A 20,232-nucleotide genomic window follows, 5' to 3' on the forward strand; every position below is an offset into this window, starting at 1 on the left:
AGGCGCCATTCGTGCTGAGGATAATCCAGGTGAAAAGACTGACTGCAATGTTGCTGGCCCTGACCCTTCCCCTGCTGGCGGTTGCCAGTGAGGAAGAGCCCAAGGAAGGAGAGACGCCCAAGGTTGCCTACGTCGATCTGGTGCCCTCCCTGGTCGGTAACTATGGTTCCGGGCCGCGCCTGAAGTATTACAAGGCGGATATTTCGCTGCGGGTCACCGGCCCTGAAGCCCAGGAAAAGGTCACTCGTCATGAACCTTTGATTCGCAACCAGTTGGTGATGCTTTTCTCCCAGCAGACCGACGAGACCCTGAACGCGTCCGACTCCAAGGAGAAGTTGCGCCAGGAGGCCCTCAAGCAGGTGCAGCAGGTGTTGCATAGCGAGGAAGGTCTGCCCTTGGTGGACGACCTGCTGTTCAACAACCTGATCATTCAGCCCTGACCCTTCTCCCACAAGCAAGTGCGGTTGCGTCCCTCGTGCTTGGCCCGGTAGAGCGCGGCGTCGCTGCGTGATACCAGGCTGTCGGGCTGGTCCTCGCGGGCTGGGTCGGAGATTGCGATACCGATACTCAACGTCAGGTACCCCTCCGGGCTGGCCGGGTGTTCGATGGCCAGTGCGGCTACTTGCGCCATAACCCGTTCCGCCACATGTCGCGCACCGTCTTCGGCGGTATTGACGAGAATGATGGCGAACTCCTCGCCACCGTATCGGCAAGCCACGTCGCCTTCGCGTTGCAGGCTCTGTTGCAGCGCCTGGGCCACCTGGCGCAGCGCGTCGTCGCCAGCCTGATGGCCGAGACGGTCGTTATATGCCTTGAAGTGATCCACATCCAGCATCAGCAAGGCCAGCGGCGCGCCAAGGCGACGCAGGCGGCGCCACTCGCCATTGAGCTGACGATCGAAGTATCGCCGGTTGTAGAGACCGGTAAGGCCGTCCTGCTGGGATAGTCGCTGCAGACGCGCCTCCAGCTCGAGGCGTTCGCGGTTGTCGCGGGACACACCGATCAGGTAATCACGGCCATTCAGGCTGACCATTTGTGCACTGATCTCGGCTGCCTGGAGGCTGTCGTCGGCGCGGCGCATCTGCCGCTGGAAGATGCCGGAGTCGCCATCCCTGCGCGCCTGGCGCACCAGCTCCAGCCAGGTATGGAAGCCGGGCAGCAGCTGTTCCGGATCTTCCTTCAGCAGTTGTCGGAATGCCTCGGCGCTGTAGCCCAGGCTGGCGTGGGTGGCCCGGTTCATGTGCAGGACCTCCCGGTTGGCGAGATCGAAAATGAACAGTCCATCCTCGCTGGAATCGGTCAGGTCGAGCACCAGTTGCAGGCGCTCGCGGCTTTCACGCAGATCTTGTTCGACGTGCTCACGCTGACTGACCTCTTCATTCAGGCGCCGGTAACCGGCCTGTAGGGCGCTGGCGCGGCGGGCGTTTTCCAGCGCCAGGACAAGCGCGGCGACAAGCAGCAGGCTCGTGAGCAGGCTGGCGCCGAGAACCACCTGCGGGAGTGGCGACCTGAGCTGCTCCACTAACTTGGGGGTCGGAGAGAGTTGCAGGGAGAAGTTGCTGTTGTTGAGCAGGTGAAGCGGCACGCGTTGGCTGAGAGACGGCAGACTTTCGGGTTGCTCCTGGTGATAGATGGCGCGGCCTGACTCCAACAGCAGGACGCTGAAGTCCTGGTTGTCGAGGTCGGTGAGGAGCTCATCCATCAAGGTCTCGACCCGAAATACGCCTTGGAGGAAGCCGTCGAAGCTCCGATCACTCTGTTCGTCGCGGATGTAGAGCGGGGTATAGAGGACGAAGCCGCGTCCGCCCTGGACCAGGGCGAAGCTGTTGGACATCTGCGCCTCGCCACTGGCCTTGGCCTGCATGGCGAGGTTGAAGTTGGGATGGTTGCGGGTCAGACGAAAGCCGATTGCGGCTTCATTGCCCTGCTCGGGCAGTACCCAGCGCATGCGTAGATCGGCCCCCATCCACTGGATCGACTGGTAACCGGGGAAGTGTTCCAGGGCGAAGTTGGCTTCCAGGGTCCACTCGTTCCGGGGGATGCGGCCTCGATGGTTCCACAAAAGGGCCATGCGACGCAGGCCCTCGACCTCATCGATCAGGTTGTTTTCCAGCTCGGTCGCGAGTGTTCGCGCCTGATAGCCCACGCGGTCACGGATGCGCTCCTGCTGGGCGTCTTCCAGTTGTTTCCAGAGCAACAGGCTGGTTCCGCACATCGCCAGGAAGAGCAGGGCAAGTGCCGTTCGGACCAGCCAGGCAGGATGAGAGTGCGGCATGGATACGCCCCGGGGGATTCCCCTCCGTCATAGCACAGGGCCACTTCTGACTCAACGCAGCGCGAGTACTCCGGACCATTCTTCCTCGGTCACCGGCATTACCGACAGACGGCTGCCCTTCTGCACCAGAGGCATGCCGCAGAGCACGGCCTGTTCGCGCAGTGCGGCCAACGGAATTACGCGGGGGAAGGCCTCGACGAATTCAACGTCCAGGGCGCTCCAGGGGTTCTTCTCCGCGTTGGCCTTGGGGTCGTGATAGTGGCTTTGCGGGTCCAGGGCAGTGGGGTCCGGGTAGGCCTCGCCAGCAATCCGTGCAATACCGGCTATGCCTGGCTCGGGGCAACTGGAGTGATAGAAGAAGAACAGTTCGCCCGGGCGCATGGCGCGCATGAAGTTGCGCGCCTGGTAGTTGCGCACGCCATCCCAGCGCGCCTTGCCCAGGTGTTGCAGGTCGTGAATGGAAAGTTCGTCGGGTTCGGATTTCATCAGCCAGAAAGGCATGAACTTTGCTCCTGTACGTTCGTCCTTAATCGGGGCACTCAAGCTTGGGCTCTGGCCGACAGCCGGTTGGCGTCATAAATTGCGTGTTCGCTCACGTTGCCGGAGAATGCCGCGCTTTAAGCTGCTACCGCCGTTCGGTCCAATCAAAACAACAACTCGCCATCGGTCATCGCGCGAAGTTTGCCTGCAAGGGGGAGGCAATCGATGAAACGCAAGCCAGACATTCTCTGGGTATTGGTCATCATTTTTGGCCTGGGTGTGGTTACTACCGGTTACACCCAAAGCCTGTGGGAGCGCCAGAGCAGCGCACCCATCAATTTGACCCAGCAGCCCTGATTTCATGCTGATCGGCACCGCAAGGATCGTGGTGCCGTCGTCAGGTTCGTCAGTACCAGCCTCTATCCGTCACGGTCGCCTGCAGGGCTACGTCCCAGCGCGCCAGCTCCAACCTGTCCACCTTCTGACATTCGTGCGCCAGGCCCAGCAGGGCTGGTTTGCGCCATTGGCGTCGACGTGCCAGATAGGCCAGGCTGCGGTCGTAGAAACCGCCGCCCATCCCCAGACGCCCGCCGTATTCATCGAAACCCACCAGGGGCAACATGACCAGATCCAGTGCCCAGACCTTGCGCTGCTGCGGCGGATTGGCGCGTGGCTCGAGGATGCGGAAGCGGTTCTTCTGCAGCCTTTCGCCTGGCCGTAGACGCTGGAACACCATCTTTTCCCGTGGCCAGGCATTCAGTACCGGTAGGTAGGTCTGTTTGCCCCGACGCTGGGCTTCGCGCAGCAACGGGCGTGGGTCGATCTCGCCATTGGTGGGCAGATAGAGGGCGACATGTCGGGCACGGCGGAACAGCCGGTTCTGCGCGAGCTGGCGATAGAGGGACTTTGCGGCGTGTTTCTGCTGGAGGGGGGTGAGTGCGCGGCGGGCCTGGCGAAGCAGGCGGCGCAGGCTCTGGCGGGAATGGGAACCAGCGCAGATCATGAAAAAATAGACTCCCCGGTTGTGCCGCTGTCGGGTTAGCCCTTGAACCCGAAAGTTCAAGGTGGAGGCTGCAGGAGGCGTTAAGGCTTTCCGTCAGGCGGACATGCACACCGGCCTCAACTTGCAACCCCCGTGGTTGCATTTATCGGCTCAGGGACATCACCGACTGGCCAACACACCAGGGAGCTGGCGGCGAGTATACCCCAAGAACCGTTCAGGAAACTGCTGCGCGTCGGTCCGGCCGCGTCAAAAAACGCCAAAGAGCGTCACTTTGTCGCGGCAAGGGGGCTCAGGCCTGCTGGGTGTCCGGGTCAGCCGCCAGGGCGTGGTCGACACGCTCCAGCAGGTCGCGGACCCGCTCGCGGGTGGACGAGGCTTCCTGGTCCAGGCGTTGCTGCTTATGCAGCAAGTCATGGGTGATGTTCAGGGCGGCCATCACGGCGACACGGTCGGCACCGATGACTTTCCCGCTGGAACGGATCTCGCGCATCTTGCCGTCCAGGTAGCGCGCGGCGCTTTCCAGGTTGGCGCGCTCGTCCGCAGGGCAGGCGATGCAGTATTCCTTATCGAGGATTTGGACGGTAACGGTGTTGGACTGGGTCATGAATCCTGCTCCAGGGCTTTCAGGCGCGAAATCATCGCTTCGACCTTTAGCCGGGCCATTTCGTTCTTTTCGATTAGATGAGCGCGTTCTTCGCGCCAGGCCTTCTCGCTGGCAAGCAGGAGCCGGTTCTGGGCCTTGAGCTGCTCGACACGCTGGATCAGCAGTTCCAGCTTGGCTGTCAGTGCATGCAGTTCGGCATCTTCCATGGGCTGTCTACTTGGTGGGGAGTGACCGGGACTATATAGGACCGACTCCGGGAAGGGTCAAACCCGCAAGCGCCAGCGCGATTGGTTGCATGCCTGCGGTCAGGTCCTGAGGACCGGAAGGCCAATGCTGCCTTCACGGCGCCAGGCTGCTAGGATACGAGGCCGTCATTCTAGTGATTGCGCCCTCTGGCGCCTAGCCACCCTTATGTCCAGTTCGAATTCTCCCTACAACGCTTTCGCCGCGCTCCTCGCTTCCACCGGTCAACCGGTTTCCCCCGCTGAACTGCACGGCCTGTTGCTCGGCCGCAGCTGCGCTGGCGCCGGCTTCGACCCCGAGCCCTGGCTGGAGGATGCTGCCGAACTGCTCGGTGGCGCCCCGCAGGACAACCTGCGCCAGGCCCTGATCGGCCTGCAGGAAATGGTCAAGAGCGAGCTGACCGGCACCGAAATGGCCGTGGTGCTTCTGCTGCCCAGCGACGATGCGCCGCTGGCTGAACGCGCTGCTGCCCTAGGCCAGTGGTGCCAGGGCTTCCTCGGCGGCTTCGGCCTGACCGCCCGTGAAGGCGCGTTGTCCGGCGAAGCCGTCGAAGTGCTTCAGGACCTCGCCTCCATCGCGCAGGTGCAGAGCGCCCTGGAAGACTCCGACGATGGCGAGAGCGACTATATGGAAGTGATGGAGTACCTGCGCGTCGCGCCCCTGCTGCTCTTCGCAGAATGTGCCAAGCCTGCCGCGCCGGCCGCCAAACCCTCGTTGCATTGATTCGAGTGGCGGGCCATCTGCCCGCCCTGAAGGAGCGCGCATGACCCGTATCCCCAAGGCAGAATATGCCCGCCGCCGCAAGGCGCTGATGGCGCAGATGGAAGCCAACAGCATTGCCATCCTGCCCGCCGCGCCCGTGCATATTCGCAACCGCGATGTCGAGCACGTCTACCGTCAGGACAGCGACTTCCAGTACCTCAGCGGGTTTCCCGAGCCGGAAGCCGTGCTGGTGCTGATTCCCGGCCGCGAGCATGGCGAGTGCGTGCTGTTCTGCCGCGAGCGCGATCCGGAGCGTGAACTCTGGGACGGCCTGCGCGCCGGCCAGGACGGCGCCATCCGGGACTTCGGCGCGGATGATGCCTTCCCCATCGGTGACATCGACGACATCCTTCCCGGCCTGATCGAAGGGCGCAGCCGCGTCTACTACTCCATCGGCACCAACACCGAGTTCGACCAGCATCTGATGGAGTGGGTCAACGTGATCCGCTCCAAGGCCCGTCAGGGCGCACAACCGCCCAAGGAATTCGTCGCCCTCGACCACCTGCTGCACGACATGCGCCTGTACAAGTCGGCGGCGGAAGTGAAGGTCATGCGCGAGGCCGCCGAGGTCTCCGCGCGCGCGCACGTGCGCGCCATGCAGGCCGCCCGGGCCGGGCTCTACGAGTACCATCTGGAAGCCGAACTGGAATACGAGTTCCGCAGGGGCGGGGCGAAGATGCCGGCCTACGGCTCCATCGTCGCTGCAGGCAAGAACGCCTGCATCCTGCATTACCGCGAGAACGACGCACCGCTGAAGGATGGCGACCTGGTACTGATCGACGCCGCCTGCGAGCTGGACTGCTACGCCAGCGATATCACGCGCACCTTCCCGGTCAGTGGCCGCTTCAGCCCCGAGCAGAAGGCCATCTATGAGCTGGTGTTGAAATCCCAGGAGGCCGCCTTCCTCGAAATCGCCCCCGGCAAGCACTGGAACGAAGCCCACGAGGCGACTGTGCGGGTCATCACCGCCGGTCTGGTTGAACTCGGTCTGCTCAAGGGCGATGTCGACGAACTGATCGCTTCCGAAGCCTACAAGGCCTTCTACATGCACCGTGCCGGTCACTGGCTGGGCATGGACGTGCACGACGTCGGCGAATACAAGGTCGGCGGCGAGTGGCGCGTGCTGGAGCCGGGCATGGCGATGACCGTCGAACCCGGCATCTACATCGGCGCCGACAATCAGAACGTGCCGAAGAAGTGGCGCGGCATTGGCGTGCGAATCGAGGACGACGTGGTGGTGACGAAGACCGGCTGCGAGATACTTACGGGTGGCGTGCCCAAGACGGTCGACGAAATCGAGGCGCTGATGGCTGCTGCGCGCACCCAGGCCGCCTGATATGCATCACTGCCAAGTCGCGATCATCGGCGGTGGTCTGGTTGGCGCCAGCCTCGCCCTGGCGCTACAGGAAGGCGCGCGCGCGCGGGGCTGGAAGATTGTCCTGATCGAACCTTTTGCCCCCGGCAACAGCTTCCAGCCCAGCTACGATGCCCGTTCCTCTGCGCTGTCCTTCGGCAGCCGGCAGGTCTACGAGCGCCTCGGCCTCTGGCAGGCCATCGCCCAACGTGCCGAGCCCATCCTGCAAATCCACGTGTCTGACCGCGGGCGTTTCGGCGCAGCCCGCCTTGCTGCCCTGGAAGAGGGGGTACCGGCCCTGGGCTACGTGGTAGAGAACGCCTGGCTCGGCCAGTGCCTCTGGCAGGCCCTGGACGAGGAGGTGGTGACCTGGCACTGCCCTGCCGAAGTGGTCGGCATGCAGGCGCTGGAGGGTGGTTACCGCCTGACCCTGAACGACGAAACCCAGCTCGACTGTGACCTTGCGGTGCTGGCCGATGGTGGTCGCTCCGGGCTGCGCGAACAGTTGGGCATCGGCGTGCGGCGTATTCCCTACCGGCAAACGGCGTTGATCGCCAACGTCAGCCCGCTGGAAGCCCACCGCGGCCAGGCCTTCGAGCGCTTCACCGATGACGGTCCGATGGCCTTGTTGCCGTTGCCGGAAAATCGCTGCGCACTGATCTGGAGCCGTCCGGGGGATGACGCCGAGCGCCTCGCCCGGTTGGACGAGCGGCGTTTCCTCGTCGAGCTTCAAGAAACCTTCGGCTACCGTTTGGGCGCTTTCCAGCAGGTGGGCGCGCGGCACCTCTACCCGCTCGAACTGGTGGAAGCCGACGAACAAGTGCGCTCCAGCCTGGTGGTACTGGGCAATGCTGCCCACAGCCTGCACCCCATCGCCGGGCAGGGTTACAACCTGTCCCTGCGCGACGCCCAGGCCCTGGCCGAGGCGCTGCTGACCAGCGAACAGCCACTGGGTCATATCGCCACCCTGCAGGGTTACCTGCAGCGCCAGCGCCTGGACCAGAACCTCACGGTGGGCTTCTCCGACCAGGTGACGCGCCTCTTCTCCAATGCCGAGCCGTTACTGGCCGCCGGACGCAACCTGGGCCTGCTCGGCCTCGACCTGCTGCCGCCGGCCAAGCGCTGGTTCGCTCGCCAGGCCATGGGCCTGGGCACCCGCCCGGACTGATCGGGCGTGCCTCATTCGAACACTCAGGGAGCCTCGAGGCCTGATATGGAACTGCGCGCGGATCTGATCATCGTGGGCGCCGGGATGGTCGGCAGTGCCCTGGCCCTGGCGCTGAAAGACAGCGGCCTGGATATCCTGCTGATCGATGGCAGCCCGCTCAGCGTCAAACCCTTCGATGCAAGCGCGGCCTTCGAACCGCGGGTGAGCGCGCTGTCCGCTGCCAGCCAGCGCATCCTCCTGCGTCTGGGTGCCTGGCCGGGCGTCATGGCGCGGCGCAGCAGCCCTTATTCCGAAATGCATGTCTGGGATGGCTCCGGCACCGGGCAGATTCATTTCTCCGCCGCCAGCGTGCATGCCGAGGTGCTTGGCCACATCGTCGAGAATCGCGTGGTCCAGGACGCCTTGATGGAGCCCCTGCACGACAGCGGTATCGGGCTCATGCCCGGTGCACGCCTGGAGCGCCTGCGCCGTTCCGGCGACGACTGGCTGCTGACCCTGGTGGATGGCCGCGAACTGCGCGCCCCGCTGGTGGTGGCCGCCGATGGCGCCAACTCCGCGGTACGCCGCCTGGCCGGCTGCGCGACGCGCGAATGGGATTACCTGCACCACGCCATCGTCACCAGCGTGCGTTGTGCCGAACCGCACCAGCGCACGGCCTGGCAGCGCTTCACCGACGACGGTCCGCTGGCGTTCCTGCCGCTGGAGCGGGAAGGCGAGCACTGGTGCTCCATCGTCTGGTCGGTGACCCCCGCCGAGGCCGAGCGCCTGATGGCCCTGGACGATGTCGGTTTCTGCAGCGAACTCGGGCGTGCCTTCGAATGGCGTCTGGGTGAGGTGCTCGGCGCCGACCCGCGCCTGTGCATCCCGTTGCGCCAGCGCCACGCCAAGCGCTATGTGGAAGAAGGGCTGGTGCTGATCGGTGACGCTGCCCACACCATCCACCCGCTGGCGGGGCAGGGGGTCAACCTCGGTTTCCTCGACGCGGCGGTGCTGGCGGAAGTCCTGCTCCACGCCAACGGCCGTGGCGAGCGTCTGGCCGATGAGCGCGTGCTGGGCCGCTACGAGCGTCGACGCATGCCCCACAACCTGGCGATGATGGCCGCGATGGAAGGCTTCGAGCGGCTGTTCCAGGCCAATCCGCTGCCGCTGCGCTGGCTGCGCAACAGCGGCCTGAAATGGGTGGACGGCATGCCCGAGGCCAAGGCACTTTTCGTCCGCCAGGCCCTTGGCCTGTCTGGAGACCTGCCGGACCTGGCACGGGCTTGAACCTGGGGGGGCACTTTCCCACCCCGGGCTTTTCTGATTCCTCAGGCGAAAGATACACACCCGGACATAAATCACTCTTCAGCTTGCAACTGAGGTTGACTATCATTCAGCCTTTGTCGCCATCAAGAGGTTCCAGCAATGTGGGCACGTAAGTCCCTTTTCGCGCTCCTCGCGCTCTCCGCCGCCGCCAGTTCGGCCCAGGCCGCCGAAGAAGTGGTGGTCTATTCCTCGCGGATCGATGAGCTGATCAAGCCGGTGTTCGATGCCTACACCGCCAAGACCGGTGTGGAGATCAAGTTCATCACCGACAAGGAAGCCCCGCTGATGCAGCGGATCAAGGCCGAGGGCGAGAACGGTGTGGCCGACCTGCTGCTCACCGTCGATGCCGGCAACCTCTGGCAAGCCGAGCAGATGGGTATCCTGCAGCCTTTCACCTCGCCTGTGATCGACGCCAACATTCCGCCCCAGTACCGCTCCGGTAGCCATGCCTGGACCGGCCTGTCGCTGCGCGCACGGACCATTGTCTACTCCACCGAGCGGGTGAAGCCGGAAGAGCTGTCCACCTACGAGGCGCTGGCCGACAAGAACTGGGAAGGTCGCCTCTGCCTGCGTACCGCGAAGAAGGTCTACAACCAGTCGCTGACCGCCACCCTGATCGAGACCCATGGCGCGGCCAAGACCGAGGAAATCCTCAAGGGCTGGGTGAACAACCTGGCCACCGACGTCTTCGCCGACGACAACGCCGTGATTCAGGCCGTGGATGCCGGCCAGTGCGACGTCGGTATCGTCAACACCTATTACTACGGCCGACTGCACAAGGAAAACCCGAACCTGCGGGTGAAGATTTTCTGGCCGAACCAGGCTGATCGCGGCGTACACGTGAACCTGTCCGGCATTGGCCTGACCACTCACGCCCCGCATCCCGAGGCCGCCAAGGCGTTGGTGGAGTGGATGACCACCGATGAGGCGCAGGGCCTGTTTGCCGGCATCAACCAGGAATTCCCGGCCAATCCGAAGGTCAAGCCGTCGGCGGAGGTGGCTGCCTGGGGCAGTTTCAAAGCTGACAGCATCCCGGTGGAAGTGGCCGGCAAGCGCCAGGCCGAAGCCATCAAGATGATGGACCGCGTCGGCTGGAACTGATCCGCCGCTGTGCCGCTATACTCGACGCCCCGGCCTGCCCGGGGCGTCCTGTTTTGATCCCCGAGAGGTTTGCGTGGCCCATCCCGCCCAGCGTCGCTGGTATCCCATCAGCTTTGCCGTCGCCGTCCTGGTTCTTCTGCCCCTGAGCGTATTGCTGCTGTCCTGGGGCGAGGTGGATGGGGAGATCTGGTCCCACCTCTGGGAAACCCAGATGCCGCGCCTGCTGGGCAACACCCTGATGCTGGTTGCCGGTGTGTCGGTGGGGGTGACCGTGATCGGCGTCAGCCTGGCCTGGCTCACCAGTCTCTGCGAATTCCCCGGCCGGCGCTGGCTGGACTGGGCGCTGATGCTGCCCTTCGCTGTTCCGGCCTATGTGCTGGCCTTCGTCTTCATCGGCCTGTTCGACTTCTCCGGCCCGGTACAGACCCTGCTCCGCGAATGGTTCGGCAGTGGCCTGCGGCTGCCGCGCGTGCGCTCCACCGGTGGGGTGATCCTGGTGCTGGTGCTGGTCTTCTATCCCTACGTCTACCTGTTGGCTCGCGCGGCCTTCCTTGCCCAGGGCAAGGGCCTTATGGAAGCCGCGCGGGTGCTCGGACTGTCGCCTTGGCAGGCCTTCTGGCGCGTTGCCTTGCCCATGGCGCGGCCCGCCATTGGAGCCGGCCTGGCCCTGGCCGTGATGGAGACGCTGGCCGATTTCGGTGCCGTGGCGGTGTTCAACTTCGATACCTTCACCACGGCCATCTACAAGACCTGGTACGGCTTCTTCAGCCTCTCCAGTGCGGCACAACTGGCCAGTCTGCTGCTGCTGGGCGTCTGCCTGGTGCTCTACGGCGAGCGCCGTGCCCGTGGTGCCAGCCGCCCGGCGAGCGAACGACCGCGGGGCAAGGCGCTTTACCATCTGCACGGCATCAAGGCCCTGGCGGCCACCTCATGGTGCGCCCTGGTGTTCGCCTGCGCCTTCGTCATCCCCATGCTGCAGTTGCTGGTCTGGTTCTGGCAACGAGGACGTTTCGACCTCGATGAGCGTTATGCCGGACTGATCCTGCACACCCTCTACCTCGGCGGCATGGCTGCGCTGCTCACGGTCTGTGTGGCGCTGCTGCTGGCCTTCGCCCGGCGCCTGGCACCGACGCGGCCGGTACGAGCTGCGGTGGGCCTGGCCAATCTCGGCTATGCACTGCCGGGTTCGGTGCTGGCAGTGTCGATCATGCTGGCCTTCAGCTACCTCGACAGCCATCTGGTGATCCCGCTGTCCGGTTGGCTAGGTGGTGCCGGCAAGCCGCTGCTGCTGGGTAGTCTTGGCGCGCTGTTGCTGGCCTACCTGGTGCGCTTCATGGCGGTCGCCTACGGGCCGCTGGAAAATGGCCTGGCGCGCATCCGCCCGTCTCTGCCGGAAGCCTCTCGCAGCCTGGGTGTCGGCGGCCCGGCGCTGTTCTTCCGGGTCTACCTGCCCCTGTTGTTGCCCGGCACCCTCAGTGCGGCCCTGCTGGTGTTCGTCGATGTGCTCAAGGAGATGCCCGCCACCCTCCTGATGCGCCCATTCGGCTGGGACACCCTGGCTGTGCGCATCTTCGAGATGACCAGCGAAGGGGAGTGGGCCCGGGCCGCGTTGCCTGCCTTGACCCTGGTGCTGGTCGGCCTGCTGCCGGTGATCGGCCTGATACGCCGTTCGGCACGGCGGATCGGCCACTGACGACGGGCGCAAAGGCGTCCGCAAGCTAGACCTGAACAGGGTCCCTTGCCGATTTTCCGACTCACGGCCGCACCGCTCGCGCACTGCTGGCTGGAGTGTCCAGTGCCTCACCTTGCGGCTACAATGCGCGCCATTCGTTGCGGCCTACCCTGCTGCGGCAGCGGAATTTTCCGCGCCCAGGGCCTGCCGCATCCTCGCCAAGCCCGGAAGGAGAAACCCATGGGACAGCGCACTCCATTGCACGACCAGCACCTGGCGCTGGGAGCCAAGATGGTCGATTTCGGCGGCTGGGACATGCCGCTGCACTACGGTTCCCAGGTCGAAGAGCACCACCAGGTGCGGCGCGACTGCGGTGTCTTCGACGTCTCCCACATGACTGTGGTGGATGTCTCCGGTGCCCAGGCCAAAGCCTGGCTCCAGCACCTGCTGGCCAACGATGTCGAGCGCCTGCAGGCGCCCGGCAAGGCCCTGTACAGTGCCATGCTCAACGAGCAGGGCGGGGTGATCGACGACTTGATCGTCTACCTCACCCAGTTCGGTTATCGCCTGGTCGTCAACGCCGCTACCCGCGACAAGGACCTGGCCTGGATGCAGGCCCGCTGCCAGGGTTTCGATGCCCACCTGACCGAGCGCGCCGACCTGGCCGTACTCGCCATCCAGGGGCCGAATGCCCGTGCCAAGGTCGCCGAACTGTTGAGCACCGAACGTGCCGCGCTGATCCACGAGCTCAAGCCCTTCCAGGGCCTGCCCGACGGTGACTGGTTCATCGCCCGCACCGGCTACACCGGCGAAGACGGCCTGGAAATCATGCTTCCTGCCGACCAGACCGCCGGGTTCTTCAACGAGCTGGTGGGAGCCGGTATCGCGCCCATCGGCCTTGGCGCCCGCGACACCCTGCGCCTTGAAGCCGGCATGAACCTCTACGGCCAGGACATGACCGAAGAGGCGTCCCCGCTAGTGTCCAACATGGCCTGGACCATTGCCTGGGAGCCCGAAACCCGTGACTTCATTGGCCGCCAGGCCCTGGAAGCCGAACGCGCTGCCGGAGTGGCCAGCAAGCTGGTCGGCCTGGTACTGGAGGAACGCGGCGTGCTGCGTGCCCATCAGGTGGTGCGGGTGGAAGGCGTGGGCGAGGGCGAGATCACCAGCGGCAGCTTCTCCCCAACCTTGAACAAATCCATCGCCATGGCGCGCGTGCCGATGGCCACCGGCGATCGCGCCGAGGTGGAAATCCGCGGCAAATGGTTCCCGGTCCGCGTTGTGCGGCCGAACTTCGTGCGCAATGGCAAAGCCTTGATCTAAATTTGCAGGCGGGCCATCCGCCACAGTCTCTGAGGAACTCGACATGAGCAACATCCCCGCTGATCTGCGTTACGCCCCCAGCCACGAGTGGGCCCGTCTGGAAGCCGATGGCACCGTTACCGTGGGTATCTCCGACCACGCCCAGGAGGCCCTGGGTGACGTGGTCTTCGTCGAACTGCCGGAAGTCGGCAAGACCGTTGCCGCTGGTCAGGAAGCTGGCGTGGTGGAGTCGGTGAAGGCCGCCTCCGATATCTATGCGCCGATCGGCGGTGAAGTGATCGCGGTGAACGAGGCGGTCAGCGACGCCCCCGAAAGCGTCAACAGCGATCCGTACGGTTCCTGGTTCTTCAAGCTCAAGCCGAGCGACGTGGCCGAGCTGGACAAGCTGCTCGATGCCGCTGCCTACAAGGCCGCCGCCGACGCCGATAGCTGATTCTCCCGCTATCCTTCAAAAAGCCTCGCTAGTCGAGGCTTTTTGTTTTTCTGAAGAGGCCAAACGAGGTTCTGCCCCATGTCCCAGATGCCCTCGCTGTCCCAGCTCCAACAGCCCGACGCCTTCCTCCGCCGCCACCTGGGCCCGGACGAGGCGGAACAGCAGGCCATGCTCGAGGCCCTGGGCCTCGCCAGCCGCGACGAGCTGATCGTGCAGACGGTGCCGCCGGCGATTCGCCTGAATCGGCCCCTGGACCTGCCGCCGGCGCTGGATGAGCAGCAGGCCCTGGCCAAGTTGCGTGGCTACGCGGAGCAGAACCAGTTGTGGACCAGCCTGATGGGCATGGGCTACTACGGCACGGTCACGCCCACCGTGATCGTGCGCAATGTGTTGGAAAATCCCGGCTGGTACACCGCCTACACCCCCTACCAGCCGGAAATCGCCCAAGGGCGGCTGGAGGCGTTGCTGAACTTCCAGCAACTGACCATCGACCTCACCGGCCTCGATCTCGCCAGCGCGTCCTTGCTGGACGAGGCCACCGCCGCCGCCGAAGCCATGGCCCTGGCCAAGCGCGTAGCGAAATCGAAAAGCAACCTGTTCTTCGTCGACGAAGACTGTCACCCGCAGACCATCTCGGTGGTGCAGACCCGCGCCCAGGCCTTTGGCTTCGACCTGGTGGTGGCCCCTGTGGATAACCTTGCGCAACACCAGGTTTTCGGCGCATTGCTGCAGTACCCGGACACCCATGGCGAAATCCGCGACCTGCGGCCCCTGATCGAACACCTGCACGGCCAGCAAGCACTTGCCTGCGTCGGCGCCGACCTGCTCAGCCTGCTGCTGCTTACCCCGCCCGGTGAACTGGGCGCCGACGTGGTATTCGGCTCGGCCCAGCGTTTCGGCGTGCCCATGGGCTATGGCGGACCCCATGCGGCGTTCTTTGCCACCCGCGACGACTTCAAGCGGGCCATGCCGGGGCGGATCATCGGCGTCTCCAAGGACGCCCGGGGCAATGTCGCGCTGCGCATGGCGCTGCAGACCCGCGAGCAACACATTCGCCGTGAGAAGGCCAACTCCAACATCTGTACGGCCCAGGTACTGCTGGCCAATATCGCCAGCTGCTACGCCGTCTATCACGGCCCCGAGGGGCTGAAGCGCATCGCCCAGCGGGTCCACCGGCTTACCACCATCCTCGCAGAAGGGCTGGCGCGCCGGGGCATCCAGCGCGACAACCAGTACTACTTCGATACGCTCACCCTGGATGTGGGCGGCAGCCAGACCGCGATCATCGAATCAGCCAAGGCGGTGCGTATCAACCTGCGCATCCTCGGTCGCGGCAAGCTGGGCGTCAGTCTCGACGAGACCTGCACGGCCGACACCCTGGAGCAGCTGTTCTGCATTTTCCTCGGCGCCGACCACGGCCTTTCCGTCGCCGAGTTGGACGCGTCGGTGCTGGTCCCGGGCATTCCAGCGGAGCTGCAGCGCAGCACGGGCTATCTCAGCCACCCGGTGTTCAACGCCCACCACAGCGAAACGGAGATGCTGCGCTACCTCAAGCAGCTGGAGAACAAGGACCTGGCGCTGAACCAGGCGATGATCCCGCTGGGCTCCTGCACCATGAAGCTCAATGCCACCAGCGAGATGATCCCCATCACCTGGCCGGAGTTCGCCAACCTGCACCCTTTCGCCCCCCGCGAACAGGCCCTGGGCTACAAGCTGATGATCGACGAGCTGGAAGACTGGCTCTGCGCGATTACCGGTTTCGATGCCATCTGCATGCAGCCCAACTCCGGAGCCCAGGGTGAATACGCCGGGCTGCTGGCCATCCGCCGTTACCACGAGAGCCGCGGCGAGGGGCACCGCAATATCTGCCTGATCCCGGCTTCTGCCCATGGCACCAACCCGGCGTCGGCGCAAATGGCGAGCATGCGCGTGGTGATCGTCGAGTGCGACCAGGACGGCAACGTCGACCTGGAAGACCTCAAGCGCAAGGCTGGTGAAGCCGGCGGCCAGCTGTCCTGCCTGATGGCCACCTACCCGTCGACCCACGGCGTATACGAGGAAGGCATCCGCGAGATCTGCGAGGTTATCCACAGCCACGGCGGCCAGGTCTACATGGATGGCGCGAACCTCAATGCCCAGGTGGGCCTGGCGCGACCGGCAGATATCGGTGCCGACGTTTCCCACATGAACCTGCACAAGACCTTCTGCATTCCCCACGGCGGTGGCGGGCCGGGCATGGGGCCGATCGGCGTGCGGGCGCACCTGGCGCCCTTCGTCGCCAACCACCCGGTGATCGAGCTGAAGGGGCCGAATCCGGAGAATGGTGCGGTCAGTGCAGCGCCCTGGGGCAGTGCGAGCATCCTGCCGATCAGTTGGATGTACATCGCCATGATGGGGCCGGAACTGGCCGATGCCACCGAAGTGGCCATCCTCAGCGCCAACTACCTGGCCAAGCAGCTCGGCGATGCCTACCCGGTGCTCTACAGCGGGCGCAATGGACGGGTCGCCCACGAATGCATCCTTGACCTGCGGCCGCTCAAGGCGGAAACCGGCATTTCCGAGGAGGACGTTGCCAAGCGCCTGATGGACTACGGCTTCCATGCCCCGACCATGAGTTTCCCGGTGCCGGGCACGCTGATGGTCGAGCCCACCGAGAGCGAAAACAAACACGAGCTGGACCGCTTCATCGAGGCGATGCTGAGCATCCGGGCCGAGATCGCCAAGGTGCAGGCGGGCGACTGGCCGGCCGAGGACAACCCGCTCAAACGCGCACCGCACACCCTGGCCGACGTGATCGGTCACTGGGAGCGTCCCTACAGCATCGAGGAAGCCGTCGCCCCCAGTGCCCATACCCGCGCCCACAAGTACTGGCCGACGGTAAACCGGGTGGACAACGTCTACGGCGACCGCAACCTGTTCTGCGCCTGTGTGCCGGTGGATGACTATCGCGAGTAGGCAAATTCCCGGGCTGTGTCGGCTATTTCTGAAGTCTCGCCCATGGCGTTGACCTGACCCGGGGCGGGCGTCAAGGTGTGCCCCGCACGTTGCCCGCGTGGACTCTCGTCGGTGTGGGACGTGTTCATCGTGTGCTGCCGGTGTGGGTAGCAACCCCTGAGCCCCGCTGCATGGCGGGGCTCTTTTTTGTCCACAGATAACGTCCGCCGCGCATGGCTGGGCGATGCGCGGCGGCGTCGGGAGTCACTCTTCGGTGGCAAGAATCGCGCTGGCTAGCTCACCGTCACTGGCTTTCAGGTCCGGGTGCTCGCTGCGGATGCGCTGCAGCGCGGCTTCCAGGTACGGGCCGCGAATCTCGCCGCCGCTGGCGAGGAAGCTGCTGGCGTCGTCGCGGGCCGCGACTATCAGTTTGTCGTCCTTGAAGGTCAGGTAGGTGGAGGCGGTGGTGGCGCCGGACGAAATGACGTCGCGCCAGAAATCACTGTCGGCCATGGCCGACCCTATGGGCAGGGCGATCAGGGTGAGAGCGGCGGCATACAGGCGAGTGCGCATGGCGGTTACTCCGATTGCAGATGGACCTGAACCATCAGATTCGGCCGCCTTTAGCCGAGTTCAACCTGGCTGCCAGCCGGTCATGGCGTCTCGCCAGCCCGGATCATTCCCGACGAAGTGCGGGGTCGTCGGGGTTCTGCTGTTCCAGTTCCGCCAGCAGCGCCTGGACTTTCTGGATCTGCCCGGCTTCGCGCCAGTAATTGATCAGCGCCAGGCGTGCTTCGCGGTTGGCGGGGTCGCGCTCCAGCAGCTCCTCCAAGCGGTGGCCGGCGGCTTCCAACTGACCGCTGTCGTGCAGGGCTACCGCGTAGGCGTAGTCGTACGCGACGCTCTTCGGCTCCAGCCGGACCGCCTCGGCGAAGGCTTTGAGGGCGGCGGGCAGATCGCCCTTGCGGAGTAGCAACAGTCCGTTGGCGTGCTGCAGCAGTGCCGATTGCGGATGCTCCCTGATGGCCTGCTCGAGCAGGGCGCGGCCTTCTTCCCAGCGGAAGTTGCCGTCCAGCCATTGCACCAGGACAACCAGGGCCGGCAGGTAGGCCGGGTCGCGCTGCAGCGCGGTGCGCAGGCGCGACTCCACCTGGTCGGCGCGGCCGTCGGCCTGGTACAGCAGCGCCAGGTTCAGATTCGCCTCAGCGCGATCCTGCAGGCTGAGCTGTGCCGCTTCGTACTCGGCAATGGCCTTGCTCCAGCTCTTCTCGTAATTGCCCAGACCCGTTGCGCGCATGCCCAGCAGCTCGTGGGCTGCGGCGATGCGCACCGCTCGCACCGGGTCATTCAGCAGGGGGGCCAGCAGGTTGCGGCGCTGCTCCGGCGGCACCAGGGCGCCCACTGCCCTGATCGCCGCCTCGCGCACCTGTGGCGCCGGATGGGTCAGATCACGGGCGGCAGCCTTGAGGGCGCGCTCGCTGGGGTAGCTGGGCAGCTCGGCGAGCAGGGTGGCGCGGCGAATGGCCGGCAGTTCGCGGGATTCCAGTTGCTGGTAGAGCGCCCGCGAGGCGCCTGGTCGGCCATTGCGGATCAGCCACAGGCTCTCGTCGTAGCGCGTCGCATTGACCTTGCCTTCTCCGTACCAGAGGTGGAACTGCTCGGCGACCGTGTCGCCCGGCTGGTCGCGGTGACAACCCAGGCAGGCATCCGTGGTGCCCAGACGCAGGGCGCGGGCCGGGTTGGGCAGGGTGAAGCCGTGGTCGTGGCGGTAGTCGTTGCCCAGGAACAGCTTGCCCGGCATGTGGCAATCCACACACTGCGAGCCGGCCTCGCCCTGGGTGTGGTGGTGATGCTCGGGGCTGTCGTAGTTCTTCGCCTTCAGGCCCTTGCCGTCGATGCCCTCGATCCCGGCCTTGCCCGATGGGTTGTGGCACTGCAGGCAGAGGCCGTTGCCCGGCACCTTGAGCGCTGTGCTGTGGGGATCATGGCAGGTGCTGCAACGCAATCCTTTGGCGAACATCCGGCTCTGGGCGAAGGCAGCGTATTCGTACACCTCGTCCTTGATCTTGCCGTCCAGTTCGAAGAGTTCACGGGTCAGCGCGCTGGGCAGATAGTCGTCCATCAAGCGCTTTTCGTGGTGATAGCCGTCATCCAGGGGCACGCGACGGGAATGGCAGCGGGCGCAGGTTTCCACCGACTTGATCCGGTCCGCCTGGGTCAGGTCGACATCGAATCCGGCGTTGGCCGCCTTGAGCTTGTTCGTCGCCCAGTCGAGGTGCCGGGACGCCGGGCCGTGGCAGGCCTGGCAGCCGACGCCGAGGCTGTTCCAGCGGCTGGCGTAGCGGTCGCTGGCCGGGTCGTAGTTGCGCTGGTAGCCGGTGGTGTGACATTCCACGCAGAGGACGTTGGCGTTCTGCTGCGGACGGCTCCAGTGCTGCGAATTCTTCGCCTCCACACCCTGGCCAGGCTGCAGCTTGAACCAGGTGCGCTGTTCCACGTCCCAGGCCACGTCCAGGGCTTGCAGGCGCCCGCCGGGGGCGTCGACCAGGTACTGCTGCAGCGGCGCAACGCCAAAGGTATAGGTGACGCGGAAATCCGCCGGCTTGCCATCTGCGCCAGGGGTACTGACCCAGAAGCCACCGTCCTTGCGGAAGAACCGGGTGGTTTCCTGATTGCTCTGGAAGGTCGAATCGTTGAAGTCCCCTTGCACGCTGGCGTCGTTTGCTGCCTGCATCGCCAGTCGATGGTGGCTGCCGTGCCAGTCACGGGCCTGCTGGGTGTGGCAGCTAGCGCATTGCGCTTCGTCGACCATGCTGGCCGGCTGGCCGCTGATCGGGGACGGCGCCTTGCCCGGCAGGGCACCGCTACCCCCCTTGAGGAACAACCAGACAGCCAGGCCGAGCAATAGCAGCAGGCCCGCGAGGACCGGGTAGACGGGGCGCCGGACAGGCCGGTGCGGGGGAATCTGGTGGTGCTTCGACATGCAGACATCCGCTGTGCTGGCAAGCGTGCTTCACGGTGGCGTGCAGGTTCCGTGAATGCCCCGGAGGCCGTCAAGGCTGTCTGATGATGCGCCCGTGGATGCTTACTTCACCCATACCCAAACAGGTAGCCTGCCCGCTGGGCGTCACGCCGGCTCAACCTTGAGCAGCACGCCGTCCTGGCCGATGACCCGGACTTGGCTACCGGCGGGCAGGTCGGGGCCGACCACCAGCCAGACGGAGTCGCCGGCGCGGATCTTGCCCCGTCCACCGCTGATGGCTTCATGCAGGGCGAACTCGCGGCCAATGAACTCCTGTCCGCGCTGGTTAAGGCCGGGCTGCGCGGAGGGTTTTGCGGCACTGCGCTGGCGCTGCCACCAGTACACTGCGGTAAAGATCGAAAGCACGCCGAAGAGCAGAAACTGGATGGCCCAGTGCAGCTCCGGGACGATGAACGTGAGCACGCCGACGCTGGCCGCAGCCACGCCTACCCAGAGCAAGTAGCCGCCGGCGCCGAAGACTTCGAGGATCAGCAGCAGGGTGCCCAGGGCCAGCCAGTCCCAGTAGGTCAGGTGCTGGAGGTAGTTCCACATC

Annotated in this window: 19 protein-coding genes and 1 other RNA gene; 11 read left to right on the forward strand and 9 right to left on the reverse strand. The window is 65.1% G+C overall.

Annotated elements, in window-relative coordinates; translation table 11 throughout:
• The first annotated feature begins 29 nt into the window (after positions 1-29).
• Complete coding sequence (locus tag E8F20_RS20175) at positions 30-440, forward strand: flagellar basal body-associated protein FliL (RefSeq protein WP_280285317.1); 411 nt, start codon at positions 30-32, stop codon at positions 438-440.
• Here the strand turns inward: E8F20_RS20175 and E8F20_RS20180 are convergent.
• Positions 431-2,275 carry a diguanylate cyclase gene (locus tag E8F20_RS20180; protein WP_280285318.1) on the reverse strand — a complete coding sequence of 615 codons (1,845 nt, stop codon included), beginning with the start codon at positions 2,273-2,275 and terminating at the stop codon, positions 431-433. The two genes, E8F20_RS20175 and E8F20_RS20180, sit on opposite strands and share 10 nt — an antisense overlap.
• A 51-nt stretch (positions 2,276-2,326) precedes the next feature.
• Positions 2,327-2,776: an EVE domain-containing protein gene (locus tag E8F20_RS20185; protein WP_280285319.1), complete on the reverse strand. Its 450-nt coding sequence runs from the start codon at positions 2,774-2,776 to the stop codon at positions 2,327-2,329.
• A 204-nt stretch (positions 2,777-2,980) separates the two neighbouring features.
• Between E8F20_RS20185 and E8F20_RS20190 the strand changes: the two genes are divergently transcribed.
• Complete coding sequence (locus E8F20_RS20190) at positions 2,981-3,112, forward strand: hypothetical protein (RefSeq protein ID WP_256658067.1); 132 nt, start codon at positions 2,981-2,983, stop codon at positions 3,110-3,112.
• A 49-nt stretch (positions 3,113-3,161) separates the two neighbouring features.
• Here the strand turns inward: E8F20_RS20190 and E8F20_RS20195 are convergent, their stop codons facing one another.
• The 4 genes from E8F20_RS20195 to E8F20_RS20210 form a co-directional block, all read right to left on the reverse strand.
• Positions 3,162-3,758, reverse strand: coding sequence for a 5-formyltetrahydrofolate cyclo-ligase (locus E8F20_RS20195; protein WP_280285321.1), 597 nt, complete (start codon positions 3,756-3,758; stop codon positions 3,162-3,164).
• An 8-nt stretch (positions 3,759-3,766) separates the two neighbouring features.
• Positions 3,767-3,946: non-coding RNA, 6S RNA (gene ssrS, locus E8F20_RS20200), on the reverse strand.
• A 101-nt stretch (positions 3,947-4,047) separates the two neighbouring features.
• On the reverse strand, positions 4,048-4,362 hold the full coding sequence (locus E8F20_RS20205; RefSeq protein WP_028626820.1) for a cell division protein ZapA: 315 nt from the start codon (positions 4,360-4,362) through the stop codon (positions 4,048-4,050).
• A complete protein-coding gene (locus E8F20_RS20210) occupies positions 4,359-4,568 on the reverse strand; it encodes a TIGR02449 family protein (protein ID WP_028626819.1) in 210 nt (69 codons plus the stop codon). The genes E8F20_RS20205 and E8F20_RS20210 overlap by 4 nt, the downstream gene beginning before the upstream one ends.
• A 205-nt stretch (positions 4,569-4,773) precedes the next feature.
• Between E8F20_RS20210 and E8F20_RS20215 the strand changes: the two genes are divergently transcribed.
• The 9 genes from E8F20_RS20215 to gcvP all read left to right on the forward strand — a co-directional run bounded on the left by E8F20_RS20215 (position 4,774) and on the right by gcvP (position 16,678).
• The gene (locus E8F20_RS20215) at positions 4,774-5,328 is read left to right on the forward strand and encodes a YecA family protein (RefSeq protein WP_280285322.1); all 555 of its coding nucleotides are present in this window, start codon (positions 4,774-4,776) and stop codon (positions 5,326-5,328) included.
• 40 nt (positions 5,329-5,368) lie between these two features.
• Positions 5,369-6,703 (forward strand): Xaa-Pro aminopeptidase, encoded by a 1,335-nt coding sequence (pepP, locus tag E8F20_RS20220; protein WP_280285323.1) that lies wholly within the window; start codon positions 5,369-5,371, stop codon positions 6,701-6,703.
• A gap of 1 nt (position 6,704) precedes the next feature.
• Positions 6,705-7,889 carry a 2-octaprenyl-6-methoxyphenyl hydroxylase gene (gene ubiH / locus E8F20_RS20225; protein WP_280285325.1) on the forward strand — a complete coding sequence of 395 codons (1,185 nt, stop codon included), beginning with the start codon at positions 6,705-6,707 and terminating at the stop codon, positions 7,887-7,889.
• 51 nt (positions 7,890-7,940) lie between these two features.
• Positions 7,941-9,155, forward strand: coding sequence for a 2-octaprenyl-3-methyl-6-methoxy-1,4-benzoquinol hydroxylase (locus E8F20_RS20230; protein WP_280285436.1), 1,215 nt, complete (start codon positions 7,941-7,943; stop codon positions 9,153-9,155).
• Positions 9,156-9,293: 138 nt separating this feature from the next.
• The gene (locus tag E8F20_RS20235; protein WP_280285327.1) at positions 9,294-10,295 is read left to right on the forward strand and encodes an extracellular solute-binding protein; all 1,002 of its coding nucleotides are present in this window, start codon (positions 9,294-9,296) and stop codon (positions 10,293-10,295) included.
• 73 nt (positions 10,296-10,368) lie between these two features.
• The gene (locus tag E8F20_RS20240; RefSeq protein ID WP_280285329.1) at positions 10,369-11,988 is read left to right on the forward strand and encodes an iron ABC transporter permease; all 1,620 of its coding nucleotides are present in this window, start codon (positions 10,369-10,371) and stop codon (positions 11,986-11,988) included.
• A 219-nt stretch (positions 11,989-12,207) separates the two neighbouring features.
• Complete coding sequence (gene gcvT, locus E8F20_RS20245) at positions 12,208-13,290, forward strand: glycine cleavage system aminomethyltransferase GcvT (RefSeq protein WP_280285331.1); 1,083 nt, start codon at positions 12,208-12,210, stop codon at positions 13,288-13,290.
• Positions 13,291-13,333: 43 nt separating this feature from the next.
• The gene (gcvH, locus tag E8F20_RS20250) at positions 13,334-13,723 is read left to right on the forward strand and encodes a glycine cleavage system protein GcvH (RefSeq protein WP_137821938.1); all 390 of its coding nucleotides are present in this window, start codon (positions 13,334-13,336) and stop codon (positions 13,721-13,723) included.
• Positions 13,724-13,801: 78 nt separating this feature from the next.
• A complete protein-coding gene (gcvP, locus tag E8F20_RS20255; protein WP_280285333.1) occupies positions 13,802-16,678 on the forward strand; it encodes an aminomethyl-transferring glycine dehydrogenase in 2,877 nt (958 codons plus the stop codon).
• A gap of 243 nt (positions 16,679-16,921) precedes the next feature.
• Here gcvP and E8F20_RS20260 read toward each other — a convergent pair whose 3' ends face one another.
• From E8F20_RS20260 to E8F20_RS20270, 3 genes are all read right to left on the reverse strand, one after another.
• Positions 16,922-17,230 carry a DUF2388 domain-containing protein gene (locus E8F20_RS20260; RefSeq protein WP_280285335.1) on the reverse strand — a complete coding sequence of 103 codons (309 nt, stop codon included), beginning with the start codon at positions 17,228-17,230 and terminating at the stop codon, positions 16,922-16,924.
• Between the two features lie 103 nt (positions 17,231-17,333).
• Positions 17,334-19,640: a tetratricopeptide repeat protein gene (locus tag E8F20_RS20265; protein ID WP_280285336.1), complete on the reverse strand. Its 2,307-nt coding sequence runs from the start codon at positions 19,638-19,640 to the stop codon at positions 17,334-17,336.
• 144 nt (positions 19,641-19,784) lie between these two features.
• Positions 19,785-20,231: an NfeD family protein gene (locus E8F20_RS20270; protein ID WP_280285337.1), complete on the reverse strand. Its 447-nt coding sequence runs from the start codon at positions 20,229-20,231 to the stop codon at positions 19,785-19,787.
• Between the last annotated feature and the right edge of the window lies 1 nt (position 20,232).

It is taken from the genome of Pseudomonas sp. BN415, assembly GCF_029871195.1.
Classification (GTDB): domain Bacteria; phylum Pseudomonadota; class Gammaproteobacteria; order Pseudomonadales; family Pseudomonadaceae; genus Metapseudomonas; species Metapseudomonas resinovorans.